Annotated in this window: 17 protein-coding genes; 11 read left to right on the top strand and 6 right to left on the bottom strand. The window is 62.6% G+C overall.

The window, feature by feature from the left end; genetic code table 11:
• The 5 genes from MB02_RS02500 (at position 1) to MB02_RS02520 (ending at position 4,895) form a co-directional block, all read left to right on the top strand.
• Entirely contained in the window at positions 1-858 is an 858-nt protein-coding gene (locus tag MB02_RS02500) for a sugar phosphate isomerase/epimerase family protein (protein WP_067531877.1), read from the top strand.
• Positions 855-1,982: a Gfo/Idh/MocA family protein gene (locus MB02_RS02505; protein WP_067531879.1), complete on the top strand. Its 1,128-nt coding sequence runs from the start codon at positions 855-857 to the stop codon at positions 1,980-1,982. The genes MB02_RS02500 and MB02_RS02505 overlap by 4 nt, the downstream gene beginning before the upstream one ends.
• Complete coding sequence (locus tag MB02_RS02510) at positions 1,979-2,731, top strand: SDR family NAD(P)-dependent oxidoreductase (RefSeq protein WP_067531881.1); 753 nt, start codon at positions 1,979-1,981, stop codon at positions 2,729-2,731. Before MB02_RS02505 ends, MB02_RS02510 begins: the two co-directional genes overlap by 4 nt.
• Positions 2,731-3,525: an SDR family NAD(P)-dependent oxidoreductase gene (locus MB02_RS02515; protein WP_067531883.1), complete on the top strand. Its 795-nt coding sequence runs from the start codon at positions 2,731-2,733 to the stop codon at positions 3,523-3,525. The genes MB02_RS02510 and MB02_RS02515 overlap by 1 nt, the downstream gene beginning before the upstream one ends.
• Before the next feature lie 167 nt (positions 3,526-3,692).
• The gene (locus MB02_RS02520; RefSeq protein WP_067531885.1) at positions 3,693-4,895 is read left to right on the top strand and encodes an amidohydrolase family protein; all 1,203 of its coding nucleotides are present in this window, start codon (positions 3,693-3,695) and stop codon (positions 4,893-4,895) included.
• Positions 4,896-4,943: 48 nt separating this feature from the next.
• Here the strand turns inward: MB02_RS02520 and MB02_RS02525 are convergent, their stop codons facing one another.
• Both MB02_RS02525 and MB02_RS02530 read right to left on the bottom strand, forming a co-directional pair.
• Positions 4,944-5,708, bottom strand: a complete 765-nt coding sequence (locus tag MB02_RS02525; protein ID WP_067531887.1) for an SDR family oxidoreductase — start codon at positions 5,706-5,708, stop codon at positions 4,944-4,946.
• Between the two features lie 193 nt (positions 5,709-5,901).
• On the bottom strand, positions 5,902-7,116 hold the full coding sequence (locus MB02_RS02530) for an MFS transporter (protein WP_067531889.1): 1,215 nt from the start codon (positions 7,114-7,116) through the stop codon (positions 5,902-5,904).
• A 227-nt stretch (positions 7,117-7,343) separates the two neighbouring features.
• Between MB02_RS02530 and MB02_RS02535 the strand changes: the two genes are divergently transcribed.
• From MB02_RS02535 to cofC, 6 genes are read left to right on the top strand one after another with little or no spacing between them, the layout of a single operon-like run.
• Positions 7,344-8,219, top strand: coding sequence for an LLM class flavin-dependent oxidoreductase (locus tag MB02_RS02535; RefSeq protein WP_067531891.1), 876 nt, complete (start codon positions 7,344-7,346; stop codon positions 8,217-8,219).
• 6 nt (positions 8,220-8,225) lie between these two features.
• The gene (cofH, locus tag MB02_RS02540; RefSeq protein ID WP_067531893.1) at positions 8,226-10,634 is read left to right on the top strand and encodes a 5-amino-6-(D-ribitylamino)uracil--L-tyrosine 4-hydroxyphenyl transferase CofH; all 2,409 of its coding nucleotides are present in this window, start codon (positions 8,226-8,228) and stop codon (positions 10,632-10,634) included.
• Positions 10,627-11,301, top strand: a complete 675-nt coding sequence (gene npdG / locus MB02_RS02545; protein ID WP_067531895.1) for an NADPH-dependent F420 reductase — start codon at positions 10,627-10,629, stop codon at positions 11,299-11,301. The genes cofH and npdG overlap by 8 nt, the downstream gene beginning before the upstream one ends.
• The gene (gene cofE / locus MB02_RS02550) at positions 11,298-12,059 is read left to right on the top strand and encodes a coenzyme F420-0:L-glutamate ligase (protein WP_067531897.1); all 762 of its coding nucleotides are present in this window, start codon (positions 11,298-11,300) and stop codon (positions 12,057-12,059) included. Before npdG ends, cofE begins: the two co-directional genes overlap by 4 nt.
• Positions 12,056-13,015, top strand: a complete 960-nt coding sequence (gene cofD, locus MB02_RS02555) for a 2-phospho-L-lactate transferase (protein ID WP_067531900.1) — start codon at positions 12,056-12,058, stop codon at positions 13,013-13,015. The genes cofE and cofD overlap by 4 nt, the downstream gene beginning before the upstream one ends.
• A 2-nt stretch (positions 13,016-13,017) precedes the next feature.
• On the top strand, positions 13,018-13,620 hold the full coding sequence (cofC, locus tag MB02_RS02560) for a 2-phospho-L-lactate guanylyltransferase (protein ID WP_067531902.1): 603 nt from the start codon (positions 13,018-13,020) through the stop codon (positions 13,618-13,620).
• Positions 13,621-13,623: 3 nt separating this feature from the next.
• Here the strand turns inward: cofC and MB02_RS02565 are convergent, their stop codons facing one another.
• The 4 genes from MB02_RS02565 to MB02_RS02580 form a co-directional block, all read right to left on the bottom strand.
• Positions 13,624-14,103: a nuclear transport factor 2 family protein gene (locus MB02_RS02565; protein ID WP_067531904.1), complete on the bottom strand. Its 480-nt coding sequence runs from the start codon at positions 14,101-14,103 to the stop codon at positions 13,624-13,626.
• Positions 14,104-14,164: 61 nt separating this feature from the next.
• A complete protein-coding gene (locus tag MB02_RS17340; RefSeq protein ID WP_082825912.1) occupies positions 14,165-14,851 on the bottom strand; it encodes an energy transducer TonB family protein in 687 nt (228 codons plus the stop codon).
• A 2-nt stretch (positions 14,852-14,853) separates the two neighbouring features.
• Positions 14,854-17,019, bottom strand: coding sequence for a TonB-dependent receptor (locus MB02_RS02575; protein ID WP_067531906.1), 2,166 nt, complete (start codon positions 17,017-17,019; stop codon positions 14,854-14,856).
• Positions 17,020-17,202: 183 nt separating this feature from the next.
• Positions 17,203-17,637, bottom strand: coding sequence for a DUF2946 family protein (locus MB02_RS02580; RefSeq protein WP_067531908.1), 435 nt, complete (start codon positions 17,635-17,637; stop codon positions 17,203-17,205).
• Positions 17,638-17,744: the final 107 nt, after the last annotated feature.

Below are 17,744 nucleotides of genomic sequence, written 5' to 3' on the forward strand. Positions count from 1 at the left end.
ATGCTCGGTCCCAACGATCTGGCGCTATCCGCGCCACCGTTCGGCCACGTGCCCCTGCTCGATAGGCTCGCCCCTGCCCGCGATGCCGGCTTCACTGCCATTGCCGTAATGCCGGGTGACATCTGGGCCCTGGAAGAACAGGGCATGACAGCGGCGGAAGTCGGCCAGCGCATTGCCGATCATGGCCTCGGTATCAGCGAGGTCGACTGCACGGCTTGCTGGCTCCCCAACCAGCGGAAGCTCGAACCGACGGACGACATGGGCAGACTGCTCGGTTCCCTGACGCCGGAGAGAGTCATCGAGACTGCCGCCCGTGTCGGTGCGCGATCCGTGACGGCAGTGGAAATAAGCAGGATCCCGGTCGATGCTGACGAAGCCGTCGAAGCCTTTGCCGCCATGTGCGACATGGCCGCACCGCACGGAATCAAGATCCACATCGAATTTCTGCCGGTCGGCGGCATTCCCGATCTGCAAAGCGCATGGCGCATCGTGGAAGGTGCGGGCCGCCCCAACGGCGGGCTGACCATCGATAGCTGGCACTTCTTCCGCAGCGGCTCGACGCTGGAACAGCTCGCGCAGATTCCGGGCGACCGCATTCACACCGTGCAGATCAACGATGCCCCTGCGGTGCCGCAATCCGATTTGTGGAACGAGCTGATGACCGGGCGCCTACTGCCCGGAGAGGGCAGTCTGGATCTCATCGGGCTGATACGCACGCTCGATGCCATCGGCAGCACCGCCCCGATTGCCGTGGAGGTCTTCTCCGACAAACTGGCATCACAATCCACCGCCGCCGCCGTCCGCACTCTGGCGGAAGCAGGCGCGGCCATCATCCGACAGGCGAGGACAGGACAATGAGTACACAAGGCAATCTTCCCGGCGCAGTCGTCGTCGGCACAGGCTTCGGTCTGTTCACCCACGTGCGCGCCCTGCGCGAAGCGGGCTTCGAAGTCCGCGCCATTGTGGGGCGCAATCTGGAACGCACGAAAGAACGGGCCGCACCGCTCGATATTCCGGTAGCCTCCAACGATCTGGAAGCGGTTCTGGCAGACGATCCGGCAATCCGGCTGGTTACCGTGGCAACCCCGCCGCACGCGCATTACACGCCGGTCATGCAAGCCATCGCCGCCGGGCGCAACGTGGTCTGCGAGAAGCCATTCGCGAAGGATCTGGTCCAGGCACGCGAAATGCTCGATGCTGCCGAGAAGGCAGGTGTCATCCATATGCTCGGCGCCGAATTCCGGTTCGACAGTGCGCAGGCCCTGCTGCGCCGGATCGTTCAGGACGGTGCGATCGGCGACCCTGTGATGTTCAGCCGCATCTATCAGCAGCCGGGCGGCGATCCGGACGAACCGCTGGCCGACTGGTGGACCGATGCCAATCAGGGCGGCGGTTTCCTCGGCGCGTTCGGAACGCACATGATCGATCAGGCCCGCTCCACATTGGGCGAGATCGTGGCGGTCAGTGCGATCCTGCGTAAACTCACCCCCGGCCGTCCGCACATGACATCGGACGATTATTACAACCTGCAGTTCGAAACGGAGCGCGGGTGCAAGGGCGTGATCGAAGCGGCGATGGAGTTCCCCGGCCCGTTTGTCATGGCGACCAAGGTTGCCGGCACCAAGGGCGCGGCCTGGATCCAGTCCGGCGCAGCCTTCGGCGATCCGGAGGAGGTCTGGGTACAGGATGGAAACGGCGCACGGCAAGTGCCGATGCCGGCTGAACTGGTCAATCCCGCACCGGAGCCGTTCCCGATCAAGGAACTGATCCAGACCGAAATGGATCGCTGGCACACGCAGGGGTTCGACGTTGCCCCTTACGCCAAGTTGTTCGGCCAGATGAAGGCCCTGATGGAAGGGCGTGAAACACCGCTGCCTGAACCGGCTGGCGATTTCCGTGATGCGGCGGCCGGTCAGGCAGTTCTCGATGCAGCGCGCCGTTCCGCGGCTGAGCGGCGCTGGGTAGAGGTTGAAAAGGTATGAGCAAGGTTTCCTACGACTATTCCGACGCACATGTTCTGGTGACCGGCGGCACGAGCGGCATCGGCGCTGCGACTGCGGCTGCCTATCGCGATGCCGGTGCGCACGTGACGATCACCGGGACACGTGGCGACGCATCCGATTACGACGACGACCTGAGCGGCTATCGCTATCTGCAAATGGATGCGGAGAGTTCCGACAGCATCGACGCGGTTGCCGCCGCGCTCCCGCGGCTCGACATCCTGGTGAACAACGCCGGGATGGCCCTGCCCAGTCTGGGGCTGGACGAATACGAACCGGATGTGTTCAACCGCGCGGTAAACATGCTGCTGCTCGGGCCGTTCCGGATGGCGCGCCGCTGTGTCGACCTGATCGCAGAAAGCAAGCTCGAAGGTGGCGGTTCGGTCATCGGGATTGCGTCGATGAGTTCCTATTTCGGGATTGCTATCGTGCCCGGATATGGCGCGGCCAAGACCGGATTGCTGGGCCTGACCCGTACGCTGGCAGTCGAATGGGGGACCCGCGGAATCCGCGTCAACTCGGTCGCGGCCGGAATCACTCGCAGCCGGATGACCGCAGGGACATTCGCCGCCGAAGAATGGACTGCCCCGACACTCGCTCGTACGCCGCTGGGCCGTCTGGGTGAGCCGGAGGATATTGCCGGGCCGATCCTGTTCCTCACCAGTCCGGCAGCGGCATGGGTCACCGGCCAGACACTGCCGATTGACGGCGGCTACACCGTTTCAGGCTGATGTCTCTGGTCGACCGATATGGCGATTGGGCCCTGATCGCCGGTGGCTCCGAAGGGGTGGGCGAAAGTTTCGCCCGCCAACTTGCCGCAGCGGGCCTGAACCTGGTGCTGATCGCGCGCAATCCAGGCCCATTGGATGCTCTGGCGGCGGATATCCGCCAGAGCATCGGGCGCGAGGTTCGCACCTTGGCGCTCGACCTGTCCCGGCCCGATGCGATCGACGAAGCACGCAAGCTGACGGACGATGTCGCTGTCGGCATGCTGATATTCATGGCTGGGGCCGGACATCGCGTCGAAGATTTCCATGCGGTGCCACTGGAAGAATGGCTGACGACATTGAACTGCAATGTCCACGGCCAGACGGCGTTCGCTCACCATTATGGCGGCCTGATGAAGCAGCGCGGCAAAGGGGCCATGGTTCTTGTCGGTTCCATGGCCGGCCTTGCAGGCAGTGCCAGACTAGCCGTTTACAGCGCGGCCAAGGCTTACAGCACTACCCTGGCCGAAGCGCTATGGTATGAACTCAGGCCGCACGGGGTGGACGTTCTGGCGCTTGTGCTGACAGCGACCAGGACCCCGGCGATGGCCCGTATGGGCCTAGACATGGATCACCCGGACTTTCCGGCTGCCGAACCCGACGACGTGGCGGCGGAAGGGCTGGCCCATCTGGCCGACGGTCCGGTTTGGATCGCCAGCGGCGCGGCGGCGCATGGCGACCACATTCGCAGCCTTTCACGGCGCGATGCCGTGATCGAAATGTCGCGCAACACGGCCAGCATTTCCGATCAGGACTAAGGCTTTCCTCCACCGGGTCCCTGGCCCCCTCCCGGCCTTGAGGTTCCGTCTTTCGTCAGGTATAAGTAAGTGAACGCTTAACAGTCGAATGCGCGACTCGCATGGCGTTTGCACGGACGTACCGCAGATCACCCGGCAAGAGATCGGGGATATGAAGGAGAGACCCGATGAGCCTTGTTATCGATGTCGATGCCCACTTCGAACCGGGTGAGGAATGGCTGGCCAAATATCCCGACCTTGCCGCCCGGTTGCCCAAACTCGACAGTGGCGCGCTGGCCGTGAAAGTGATCTGCGGCGATCTCGTCGCTTCGATGCCTGAAGACCGGCGTCCGCCGCTGGAAGAACTGAACCCGCCGGGCCTCCTGACCTTGTTCGCGCAGGAAAAGGCCGGTGAAAAGGATCGCCGCAAGGAATTCGAAGGCAAGAACCAGATGGAGGTCGCCAATACCAGGGCCCGCCTCAAATGGATGGACGAACAGGGCATAGACATCCAGAATGTCATCTGCCTGTCCGGCATCACTTACCAGACGTTCCTTGACGATGGCGCATTACGTCAGGAAGTCATCCGTGCAGCCAACGACTGGCTGGCCGACACCTGCGACGAAGCCAATGGTCGCCTCCTTCCCGTTACCGCGCTCGACTACGCCGATCTCGGCTGGGCAATCGAAGAACTCACCCGCATGCGAAAACGCGGCAGCCGCATCGTGCTGATCCCCGGATCGCCGATCAATGGCAAGTCGATCGTCCATCCCGACTGGGACGCATTCTGGCAGGCGGTGACTGACAATGGCATGATCGCCATGCTCCACACGGGATTTGAACGCATGTCGTTCGATCCGGGATGGTCGAATATGAATGCCGATGCCACGGTGCTGCGCCAGTTCGGCAGCAGTTTCCGCCATGTCACCGCGATGATGGTCATCAATGCGATGGTCTTTTCAGGCCTGTTCGAGCGTCACCCGACACTGACCGTCATGTTTGCCGAACTCGGGTCGGGCTGGCTACCGTTCATGCTCAGTGACATTGACGAACGGGCAGCACCAACGGCGGAATTGTTCCTCGGAGAATGGAAGTATCCGATGAAGCCGAGCGAATATATCAGACGCAATATCCGCGTGACTCCACTCGCAAGCGGCAGCGACTCCCCGCTCGATACGATCATGGAACAATTGCCTGCGGAAATGATGGTCTTTTCGTCAGACTTTCCGCACTTCGAAGGGTTCTCCACTCCGAAGGCCCATTACGAGGCTTTCTTTGCCGAACACCCCCATCTGACACGCGAAGCCTTCATGGGCGGCAATACGCTCAAGATCTTCGAACGAATGGGCGATCCGCTGGAAGTTGCACAAGCGCGCCGGGAACCGGCCTAGCAGGGGCAGTCGGGGCGCCGCATCGCATATGCGGCGCCCCGACGAATATCAGATCACTTCAGGCCGCAGGATGATGTCCGTGCCACCGTCGATGTAAATGATCTGCCCGACCAGATAGTGATTGGCGTAGCCGAGCAGAAAGCCGAGCAGTTCGGCAATCTCTTCCGGTGCGGCATAGCCATTCACTGCAATCGGATTGGATTTCTGGACCATTGCCACCATTTCCGGTTCTTTCAGCAACGGTGCGGTCATCGGTGTTTCAACAACGCCCGGCCCGACCCCGTTGAGAAGAATGCCTGAACCGGCCCACTCAGGTTTGCCCGCCGTGCGGCGAACCCACAGTGCCAGCGCGCGCTTGGAATCGAGATAGGCCGTCTGGGGCGCGGCGGCGATCCGGTCGAGCGCTTCGGCTTCGTTGCCTGCGAGGCAGCTTTCAACCACACTCTCATTCCCGGGCAGCATGGCCGCTGTCGAACAGATGGCCACGGCCCTTGGCCGTTCCGATTTCGCCAGCAGCGGCCGCAGACCTTCGAGCGTCGCGACTGCGCCGAAATAGTTGATGCCCACCGTTTCCCGCGGCATTTCCATTTTGGAAATACCCGCAGCCGCCAGCACGGCATCAAGCCCGTTCGGAGCGAGCCGTTCGGCCTCCGAAACCAGCTTTGCCCGGCCTTCCGCAGTTCCGAGATCTGCCTCGATTTCCGCGTTTGCGATATCGACCCCGATCACCCGGTCGCCCGCAGCTTCGCACAACTGAGCGGTCGCCCGTCCGATACCCGATGCAGCGCCAGTGATGAGAATGGTCCGTGCCATATTTGTTGCTCTCCTGAACTAAATCAGCCGGTCGCCTCGAAAAAGGGGTGGGCGCCTGCTTGAGAGGGGTGTTCGTATGCAACGATCCGGCCAACGGCAAGCGGAACATGCCCCCCATGATCGCACAATTTTTTCGGGGTCAGACGGCTGTCGAAAACTTTGGAACAGCCATCCCGGTGCGGCGTATCGGCTGTCAGGCCGCTGCCCTCCGACGAGCCAGCCCGGCCAGCGATACCAGGAACAATCCCCCTGCAAGCAGGAAGGCACTGCCTACGATCGTGAAAGCGTCGGCAATACCCCATGTCGTCCGCAATGGCCCCATCACCAGTGGGTTGAAGAACTGGCCGAGGAACATCGCGGCAAGATTGATGCCCATCGCCCGGTCATGCAGCCGTTCTGGCGTCCGGCTCAATGTTTCCGATGCAATGGTCGGCTCGATGATGCCGATACCCATGCCGATCACGACGGCGGCCACGCCATATGCGAACATGCCCGGAAATACGCCCGCGATAATCATACCGCCCCCGCCGGTCAGCGACGCGTAGGCCATCATGCCTGCAAATCCGAGGTGTCGCCGCATGAAACCGTAGGCGAAAGCGCCAATCGCGCCGAAAGTGGAAGTCACCGCCAGCAGCAGGCCGATCGTTGTTGCCGATCCAATGCCTCTCTCGGTCAACAGAAAGGGCGATTGCACCGCCGTCATGTAGATCAGGATCGTATAGACGACGATCAGCAGGTAAAGCGGCCACAACCGCAACGTCTGGGCCCAGCCACCGGGTACGGGATGATTGCTGATCCTGCCGTGATGCAAGGCGATCCATGCCGGCGGAACCAGCAACAGGGCGATGCCGAACAGACCGAACATCGCGCGCCAGCCCAGCCAGTCGACAATCATCCCCCCGATCACGAACAGCAGGACGGAGACGACCGAGCTGAACATCGAAATGAAGCCCAGCATCCATTCGCGCGCATCGCCTTCGTAATATTCGCCGATCGTCGCGTAAGTCGCCGTCAGCATCATGCCGCTCACGAACCCCGCAGCCGCACGGGTAATCGCCAGCACGGTAACGTTCGGTGCGATCATGCCACCCATCCCGGCGATAGCGTAAACCAGCAGCCCTGCGATGATGACTCGCCTGCGGCCGACCATTTCGCTGAGCAGGCCGGCGACCAAAGCCCCGGCGATCATCATGACCGCCGCCAGGGAAAATACCAGTTGGGCAATCATGGTCCCGTCTTCCCCATGCCCGAATTCGACAGCCATGCTGGGCAAGGCAGGCGACAGACCGGTGAACAACAACGCGATCAGACCCGATACGCCGAGACAAACTGCTGCGACGCCCGCCGTCCCACGCCGCGGAGCACGGACGCCGCTTTCCACTTCAGGCGCATCGCCGAGGATTTCCATTCCCACGCTCTCCCATGCGGCACCGATGTGCCGAAGCTGTCGATGCAGCCCTTTCAGGGCAGGGATAGTCCGGTCAGTATTTGTCAACGTCAAGGAAATTTGGCTCGCATTGCCATGCGCAAAAATGCACTATAGGCGGGCGACGCTGAACGCGGCCCGTTTCACTTGTTTCCATCCATCGGAAACGGTTAATTGCCCGCCACAAACACACTTTCCGGGAGAGAGAAATGCGGTTCCACTATGCCGAAAGCATGACCCAGGTCGGCAACTATATTCCACTGGCGCAGGCGGCAGAAGCAAACGGGTATGCCGGCTATGTCATTCCGGACAGCCTGATTTACCCCAAGGCGTCCGACACCACCTATTCCTACACCGAAGACGGCGGGCGCGAGTTTCTGGAAAACAAGCCTTTCGTTGAAAGCTTCATTCTCGCCACCGCGATCGGCACAGTCACCAAGAAGCTGGAAATGACGACCAATGTCGTCAAGCTTCCGGTGCGCCCACCGCTCTATTCCGCCAAGCTCGCGGCCTCGATCGCAGCGCTGACGAACAATCGCTTCAATCTCGGCGTCGGGCTCAGCGTATGGCCGGAAGACTATGAAGTCATGGGCGTGCCCTATGCCAAGCGCGGCAAGCGGTTCGACGAATGCATCGCCATCGTGCGCGGCCTTTGCGCGGGCGGCTACTTCGAATTCCATGGCGAGTTTTACGACCTGCCTCCCGTCAAGCTGAACCCGGTGCCGACGGAACCCCTGCCGATCCTGATCGGCGGCTTCTCCGATGCCGCGCTGAAGCGTGCCGCACGCAACGACGGCTTCATGTACGCCGGCGGCGATGGCGGTACGGACGAACTCCGCGGCATGATCGACAAGATCAACGAATATCGCGCAGAAGCCGGCACGCTGGACAAGCCGTTCCGCATCTTCGCCACGGCCATGGGCGAACTGACGCTCGACATCGTCAAGCGGCATCAGGATCTTGGCGTTACCGACATGCCGGTGGCGTTCCGCAACCTCTACGCGATGGAAGAGGACACCCAGCCGCTGCAGGACAAGATCGACGATCTCAAGCGGTTTTCCGACAACGTCATCGCGAAAGTCTAATTTGGGATGACCCATGGCGGGATGAATGCGGACGAATTGCGGCGTATCGCAGCGGCCGAGCCGCTCGATACGCTGATGGCGCGCGCCGCGCTTGTGCGGGACGAGAGCTTCGGCGCGCTCGTCACTTATTCGCGCAAGGTATTCATCCCGCTGACCCGGCTGTGCCGCGACGTCTGTTCCTATTGCACCTTCGCCAAGCCGCCCCGAAAGGGGGAACGGTGCTACCTCACGCCCGAGGAAGTGCTCGCAATCGCCCGCGCGGGCGAGGCCGCCGGATGCCGCGAGGCATTGTTCACGCTGGGCGACAAGCCAGAGCTGCGCTATCGCGCCGCACGCGATGAACTGGCCGATCTCGGCTATGCCAGCACGATCGAATATCTCGCCGCCATGTGCCGGCTTGTCTTGCAGGAGACGAGCCTGTTCCCCCACGCCAATCCCGGGGTCATGGAACGCGGCGACATTGCCGCCTTGCGGGAAGTCTCGATCTCCCAGGGGTTGATGCTGGAAAGCACGGCCCTGCACTTGTGCGAACGCGGCGGGCCCCATTTCGGATCGCCTGACAAGCATCCTGCCGCGCGGCTCGAAACGATCCGCCTGGCAGGCGAGGAACAGGTCCCCTTCACGAGCGGCATCCTGATCGGCATCGGGGAAACCCGCGAGGAGCGGATCGACGCCATGCTCGCCCTGCGGGCCCTGCACGAAGAATATGGCCACCTGCAGGAAATCATCGTCCAGAATTTCCGCGCCAAGGCGGATACCCGGATGGCCTTTGCCGACGAGCCGGACCGGGAAGAGTTGCTCTGGACGATTGCCATTGCCCGGCTCTGCTTCGGCGCGGCGATGACGATACAGGCCCCGCCCAACCTGGCCGGCAGCGGCTTCGGCGAACTGATAGAAGCAGGGATCAACGATTGGGGCGGCGTTTCCCCCGTGACTCCCGATCACGTCAATCCCGAGGCACCATGGCCGGCGCTCGCGCGACTGGCCGAAGAGACCGCCCGCCATGGCGGCATCCTCGCAGAGCGTCTGGCCACCCACCCTTCCCACCTGCGCGATCTCGCCCGCTGGCAGGATGAAGCGCTCCACCGCCCGCTGCGTGAGGCGATCGACACGCAGGGCCTCCCCCGCATCGATGGCTGGCGGGTCGGCGGCACCCTGCCTGTTCCGCAACTGGCGATGGAACCGAGCGAAATACGGGATGGGCGCGTTGCGGACGCACTGGCGACGATCCAGCGCGGCGAGGTGCCCGACGAAGCAGCGATCGTGGCCTTGCTCGGCGCGCGCGGTCCCGATTTCACCGCCGTCTGCACTATGGCCGATCGATTGCGGCGTGAGACCGTGGGCGATACCGTTCGGTTCGTCGTCAATCGCAACATCAACTACACCAACATCTGTTTCCACCGCTGTGCGTTCTGCGCCTTTTCCAAGGGTAAGCTCGCCGCGGAACTTCGCGGTCCCGCCTACGATCTGGATCTTGCAGAAGTGACCCGCCGCACCGCCGAGGCATGGGAACGCGGCGCTACCGAAGTCTGCATGCAGGGCGGCATCCATCCGCACTATACCGGACAGACCTATCTCGAACTGCTGGCTGCGGCCAAGGCGGGCGCGCCCGATATCCATGTCCACGCCTTTTCCCCGCTGGAGGTACGCCATGGCGCGGAATCCCTGGGCATTGGCGTGCCTGAATTTCTCGCCATGCTGCGCGACGCGGGCCTCGGCAGTTTGCCCGGCACCGCTGCGGAGATTCTGGCTGACGAAGTGCGGGAAACGCTCTGCCCTGAAAAGCTCACTGCGGGTGAATGGCTGGAAGTGATCGAGGCTGCCCACGGGGTAGGTCTGCGCACCACGGCCACCATCATGTATGGCCATATCGAACAGGCGGAGCATCAGGCACAGCATCTTCTAGCCATCCGTGCCTTGCAGGAACGGACCGGCGGCTTCACGGAATTCGTGCCCCTGCCATTCGTAGCCATGGAAGCGCCGATCTATCTCAAGGGGCAGGCACGGCCAGGTCCGACATTTCGCGAGGCGGTGCTGATGCACGCGGTCGCACGGCTCGTGCTGCACCCTGTCATTACCAACATTCAGGTTTCCTGGGTCAAGATGGGCGAAGAAGGCGTGCGCGCTGCGCTTGCTGCCGGAGTCAACGACCTAGGAGGAACGCTGATGAACGAAAGCATCTCCCGCGCTGCCGGGGCCTCTCATGGGCAGGAATTGCCTCCGGAAGAGATGGAGCGTGTGATTAAATCCTCCGGAAGGCTTCCGGCCCAGCGCAACACACTCTATGGCCCCGTTTCACAGGAACGGAGCGAAGCGGGGCGTCTTGCGCAACCCCTCGCGCCGATGGAACAGACGGCGCCGAAAAAGCGGCCCCGCAAGGACAGGAAAGAAGGAGCCCTCCTCGGACATGAGTGAGAACCAGGCAGTCATCGCCGTACTGGGCGGCACCGGCCATGAAGGAGCCGGTCTGGCAGCCCGCTGGGCCAAGGCCGGCTATCCCGTCGTAATCGGATCGCGCGATGCGGCGCGCGCCGCAGCAGCCGCAGCGGAAATGGCCGCTGCAACGGGCGGCAACGTAACCGGCAAAGCCAATGCGGAGGCCGCCGCCGCAGGTGAAATCGTGGTACTCGCCGTGCCCTACGCGGGGCAACAGCCCCTTGCCGAAGAAGTCCGTCCGCAACTCGAAGGCAAAGTGCTGATCGACGTTACCGTGCCTTTGAAGCCGCCGAAAGTTGCGCGCGTGCAGCTGCCCGAAGGAGGCTCTGCCGTCGAAGCCCTTCAGCACAAGCTGGGCGACGGTGTGCGCGTGGTGGCCGCATTCCAGAATGTCTCGGCACATCAGTTGGCCGATCTCGAAAGCGAAGTGAACTGCGACGTGCTGGTTACGGGCGATGACGTCGAGGCCCGCGAAACCGTTTGCCAACTCGCCAAGGCGATCGGGATTACCGCCCTTCATGCCGGGCCGCTCGCCAATTCGGCAGCGGCGGAAGCGCTGACATCAGTGCTGATTTCGATCAACAAGCGATACAAGATCGCCGATGGCGCAGGCATTCGCATCACTGGCATCCCGGAACAACTGTGAGCAATCGCCGCCTGACACTGGTCGGGCTGGACCGGATCGGTGATGTCGCGGCAGGGGACGACCTGCCCGCGATGCTCGTGGATGCCATAGCTGCGGCAGGCGAAAGTCTGGAGCCGGGCGACATCGTCGCCGTCGCCCAGAAGATCGTATCCAAGAGCGAAGGCCGCACAGTACGCCTGGCCGACGTGTCGCCCGATGACGAGGCAAACCAGCTGGCCGCCAGTACCGGGAAGGACCCGCGCCTTGCCCAGCTTCTGTTGCGTGAAACCCGCACAGTCATGCGGCAACGCGAAGGGCTGGTGATTGTCGAGGATGTCCGCGGGCTGGTGCTGGCCAATGCCGGAATCGACGCGTCCAACGTATCTGCCGATGGGCAAAGCGTGCTGCTGCTGCCCGCCGATCCCGATGCCAGCGCCCGCCAGCTGCGCGCTGGGCTGGCGAAATTGACAGGCGTCGCCCCCGGCGTTCTCGTGCTCGACAGTATCGGCCGGGCGTGGCGGCAGGGAACTGTCGGCACAGCCATCGGCGTAGCGGGAATGCCCGCCCTGCTCGATCTGCGCGGCAAACCCGACATGCATGGGCGGCCGCTGGAAACCAGCGAACTGGGCGTAGCCGATGAAGTGGCCGCCGCCGCATCCCTGCTGATGGGCCAAGCAGACGAACGCTGCCCCGCCGTGTTGATCCGGGGACTGGAACTGACTGGCGACGGCAAGGCAGTCGACTTGCAACGCCCCAGCAATATGGACCTGTTCCGATGAAACCGCGCGTGCTGGCCCTATGCGGCGGAATTGGTGGAGCCAAGCTGGCGCTCGGGCTCTCTCACATCCTTCCGCCCTCCGAATTGGCCATTCTGGTCAATACCGGCGACGATTTCGAGCATCTCGGCCTGTCTGTTTCCCCTGATGTCGACACCGTCACTTACACTCTGGCCGGGCTCAACAACACCGAACTGGGATGGGGTCTGGCGAGCGAAACCTGGGCCTTCATGGACCAGTTGAAGAAGCTCGGCGGGGAAGACTGGTTCAATCTGGGCGACCGCGACCTGGCATTGCATGTCGAACGTACCCGGCGGCTGCACGCTGGCGAGAGCCTCACCGCCATTACCGCCGACCTGACGCCCAGGCTGGGCGTAGCCCCGGCAATCTGGCCAATGTCCGACGACCCGGTGCGCACTGTGCTGGAAACGGATGAGGGCATTCTCGCGTTTCAGCGTTATTTCGTCGGGCGCCGCGCCGAACCTGCGGTGCAGTCCATCGCCTACGAAGGTTCCGACACCGCGCAACCGAACCCGCTCGCGCTGGAAGCCCTGAACGACCCGGCGCTCGAAGCGGTCGTGATTTGCCCGTCCAATCCCTGGCTCAGCGTGGCCCCCTTGCTTGCCATGCCTGCCCTGCGCGCAGCTCTGGCGGGCACTTCAGCTCCGGTTATCGCCGTTTCGCCCATTGTAGGCGGCAGGGCAATCAAGGGGCCGACAGCCAAGCTGATGGGCGAACTGGGGCTACCCGTGACAGCAGCCTCGGTCGCACAATTCTACGCAGGCCTGATCGACGGCTACGTTCTGGACGAGGCGGATCGCGATCTTGCCGATGCCATTGCCGGGCAAGGCCCTGCAGTGGACATTGTGCCCACTGTGATGACCGATCTCGCATCCAGGCAAACGCTTGCCCGCGATGTTCTCGCCTTTGCCGGACGGTTGCGAAACGCTACCGCCTGACAATGCTCTGGACGCTGATTCCGGCCAAATCCTTTCGCCACTCAAAACAGCGGCTCGCCCCGGTGCTGGACGAGGAACAGCGGGCCGCGCTCAGCGCTGCGATGCTTGCCCGGACCATCCGGACGGCCAAGGCCGCTTTCGGTGATCAGCCACTGATAGTCGTCACCCCGGACCACGCCGTTTCACAGCTCGCGCTGGAGGCTGGCGCAGACCGGGCCATTATCGCCGAGGCGGAAGGGCTGAACCCCCAGTTGGCAGAAGCCGCAGCACTGATCCCCCCCGATGACGCTTTGCTGGTTCTGCATGCCGACCTGCCATTGCTCCAGCCCGATGATCTGGTGGCATTGGCGAGTCAGAATGCGCCGATAGTCATCGCCCCGGACCACACCGGAACCGGCACCAACGCGCTGCTGCAGCGCATTCCTGACCGCTTTTTCGCTTTCGGAGCGGGAAGCCGCGCGAAGCATGAAAGGGAAGCCAGTGAACGCGGAGTCGATCCTGTTTGCATCCGCCGCGAAGGGCTGGCGTGCGATCTCGACGATCCCGGCGACTGGAACAGGTTGGGTCTGCCTGTTGCGGCGCTACTCGACCGCCTCACCCGCTAGTCCTCAGTCCAGTACCCGGCGCATGAGCGCCCTTGCATCCGCCGAACCATCGAGCAGACGATTGGTGCGCTGTTCGATACGCCAGCCACCATCCACCCGCACCAGCGTCCAGTGGTTGATCGCCGCGCGGTAGAGAAACCATTCCCCGTCACGGTGCCTGGCAACATAGGAATAAGCCAGCGCCTCCGCACGGTCGCCGTGTAGCGTGATGTGCGGCGTCGCGGTCAGATGCGAACACCCCGCATGGATCAGGCCCTGATGTTCCGGCCCCTCATAGGCGGCCACGAGCCCGTCGGGCGCCGTTGCCGCCGGACCGCCACTGTAATCGTACAGGCCGCCATCGACCCACAGGTCAGCGGCTGCTTCGCTTTCGCCGCTATCGACCATCGGGCCATAGCTGTTGAGCAGGCGTATGATCGCCAGTTCATCTTCCGCAGCCTGCATGCGCGCTTCCAGCGCGGCCAGCCGTTCGTCGACAGTCATCGTGTTCCTCTCGCTTTCATCCCATCAGCAGGACGCTACCGCATGGCGGGTGGCAAGGTCATCAATGGAAATTCATTGGTAGTGTGAAAACAAGGCGATCTTCAGACACATCCTGCGGAGGCGCCGGAAATGGCGCCGCCGTCCGTAACGCACGCAAAGCCAGCCGGTCGAGGTTCATGTTGCCGCAGGAACGCGCGATATCCGAAGAAACGAGCGCACCTGTCCGGTCCAGTCTGAAGCGTAGCAGCACCGATCCCTCCCCCCGCACACCACGCGGGCGCCGGTCCATGATCTGCTGCCACACTGCGCTCTTGTAGGCGGCCAACGGATCCTGGGGCGATGCAGGCGCGGCTTCCACTTCCGGCATCGCGACCGGACGTAGCGCGGGCATAACGGCGGGCTTTGCAGGCAGGAGAGTTGGTGACGAGACGGCGGCCTGAGCCGCTGCCTTTGTCACTGTCTCCTCCGCAGCCGCCTGAGGCACGTTTCGCTGCTTTTGCTCTGCAGGTGCTGGAGGTGGTGAGACTGGCGGTGCCGGCGCCGATACATCGAATGTCGCGATGGCAGATGCGGGCAGGATCGCCGGTGGGGCATTTTCCCACACGCCTGCAATCGCCGCCAGCACCCCTGCAGCATGCAGCGCAAAGGTTGCACCCGCCGCACACCAGCGGACGCGGGCAGGCGTGCGGAGGAGACCGGAAGTCCGGCCTCCTGCCGACATGTCTGCCTCACGATCCACCATCGTCATATTCAGAAGCTGGTGCTCAGCCCGACATTGATCGAACGGCCACGACCGGGCACCGGGCGCAGATCCCCGGTGGCCTTGTAATCGCCGAGAGAGACCCCGCCCAGTGGCAAGTCGTAGTCTTTGTCGAAGAGGTTTTCCGCCTCCACGCTCAATCTCACGCCGGACAGGGTATAGGCCGCCCGCAGGTTTACCAGCGCATAGTCGCTGGTGCGCGGTTCGTTGCGGGTCGCATCCACGCGATTCTTCTCCGCGACCCATTCGACATCGGCACCCAGTTCCAGCGCGCCCTGGCGATGATCGATGCCGAACTGCACTTTCAACGGCATCTGATGGTAAAGCGGCCCATCATCGGTGAGATTTTGCCCACGCACATAGCTCAAGCCAGCCGTCAGGCCGGTATGGCTGTCATCCTCGCCATGATGCAGAGTGACTGCCCCTGAAAGGTCCACGCCATAGAATTCTGCCTTCTGGTTGGCGAACTGTAGTTGCACGAAGCCGGTAGGCATCATCATCATGTCCGTCAGGTCCTTCACGAAGACCGCGTCGATGTAATCGTCCACATGGGTATAGTATGGCGCGATACGCAGCGACCAGCCATTGTCGCGCCCGGTAAACTCCAGCGCAGCGCTGACCGTATCGGCCCGTTCCGGCTTGAGATCGACATTGCCGACATAGCCGTTTCCGTCACCGTACCAGCCGATCATGCGGCTCGCCATCGAACCCCGGCCCCAGCTATACCGTTCGTAGATGTTGGGTGAACGCGCCTTGTGGGCATAGCCCAGTTCGATCGCCACCCCGTCGGTCGGGGCATAAGTGACAAGAGCCGATGCACTCCAGTTATTGTCCCGCCTGCTGCGGTCGGCCGCATTGAAAGCCATGGCTGCCATCTGGTCGTCCATGCTCATCATGCTGGTCCATGAATACGGCTGGACCTCTCCGGTATTCATCGTCACCCGGTCATAGCGCACGCCGGCAAGGGTCGAGAGACGATCCGTCCAGTGGCGTTCCCACTCGGCGTAGGCACCCAGCCGGTTCCGCGTCGCGCCATTGACGTTGATGTAGGTGTCCGGGCCCATCATCATATTGCCCGGCACTGCAGGCCAGTAATCGTCCAGCCACTGGTGATGGTATTCGCCGCCGATGCGCAGGGTATCGCGCACTGACACCGGCAGATCGAATTTCAAAGCCGTGCTGAACGTGTGCACTTCGGTCAGCATCGGCATATCGCCGGGCAGCTTGTCTTCGAGGAAATTCATCTTGTGATCGGTATCGCGGTAATCCGCCTGCCAGCGGACTGTGCCCCAGTCGAATACACCATCGTAATGCGCGTTCAGAAACCAGCTCTTGTTGGACACCATGTCCATCCACTGGTTGGCAAACCCTTCGTAGGGGGAAAAGTGATAGCCGCCCTTCACTGCGAACAGCCCGAGGTCGTTTTGCCAGGCCAGGGCCAGCGCATGATCCGTCTTCGCGTACTCCGTCGACCGGACGAGACCGCGCTTGCCACCGCCCTCGTACTGGTCGGACTGCGTATAGGACCCTGTATACGTTGCACTGACATGCTCGCTCGCCGCCGTCAGTGTGACTGCGCCGCCGAAGCCGTCGCCGTTGGATCGGTAGAAGGCGGACAGATCGCCAGTGAACAGCCCCTCCGGGCCGGTAGCGAATTTCGGTGGCGCGCTTTCCACGCTGATGACACCGCCGATGTTGTCGCCACCCATGCTGACCGGGGCGACCCCGGTCACGACATGGATAGAATCGATCGTCTGGGGATCGGTGTAGGAAAGCGGCGAATTCATATCATTGGGGCAAGCCGCGTCGATCGGATGCCCATCGACGACGATCTTCAACCTCTGCTCCGTCATGCCCCGGATCGCTGGCATCGACGAAAACCCCCCTCCCGAATTGGCGCTGACGCCCGGCAGCTTGGTCAACAATGCCCCCGTATCGGAAGAATTGCCCTGATGCCGTGCGAGGTCATCGCGCGACAGGGTAACGCCGGAAAGTGGCGCAGTACCGATGGTTTCCGAAGGATTGGCGGTTTCGACATCGACCGGCGGCAGCGCGGTGGTTTCTTTCTGCCCAGCGTCCTGAGCAAAGGCTGCAACCGGCAGCACACAACAGGTGGCGGCAAGGGCAACGTGGAAGGCACGTTTGAACTGTTTCATGAAAAGTCTTTCTATTCCGGAATTTCGCTGAATCGCGCGAGGCGGCTACTGGCCGCACGGTGCACGCCGCTGCCCTTCCCCACAGGAAGAAGCGTGCGGCAAAAGGCTGGAGCGACAACGCCAGCCGACAGGAAGGCACGCACCTTTCGCGCGGCCTGCCGTCAGCCTGTCTGGTTCAGCCTGTCAGGCGAAATGCGGAGGGCCGCGCAAGGGCGGCGTGAAAAATGCAGGACGTTCAACCCGCGGGCTTCGCACCTTTGCGAAACCAAGCGCAAGAATGAACAACAGCGCGACTGCCAGCAGGGCAGCGTCCGCGCCGGAAAGCGAAGCCATGGAAAGCGCCGTGTAAGGGCAAACCCCGTTATGGCTCTTGTCATGCCCCCCATCGTCTTGCGATCCGGGAGCAGCATTCTTTTCATCCTGTGGGATAACGATCTGGTGGCTAACCGGACCGTCAAGCGATGCAGTACAAAGCTGGACGTTCAGCACCGTGGAATCGGGGCTGGCATTGCCGATCATGTAGCCGGCGGGCACCAGCGCCTTCATGCACAAGGCCAGAGCCAGCAGCGAAGCCGCCAGCCAGGCGTGAGTCTGAAAGAAGGCGCGCAATATCGGCATCGCGGGCGCGCGCTTAGCCGATCATTCGCCCACTGTCACCGAATTTGAACGACGGAGCCGCCATCCGGCAGCACCCATTCACACCGGGCAGCCCGCCCATGCTACAG

It is taken from the genome of Croceicoccus estronivorus (genome assembly GCF_001625325.1).
In the GTDB taxonomy this organism is placed as follows: domain Bacteria; phylum Pseudomonadota; class Alphaproteobacteria; order Sphingomonadales; family Sphingomonadaceae; genus Caenibius; species Caenibius estronivorus.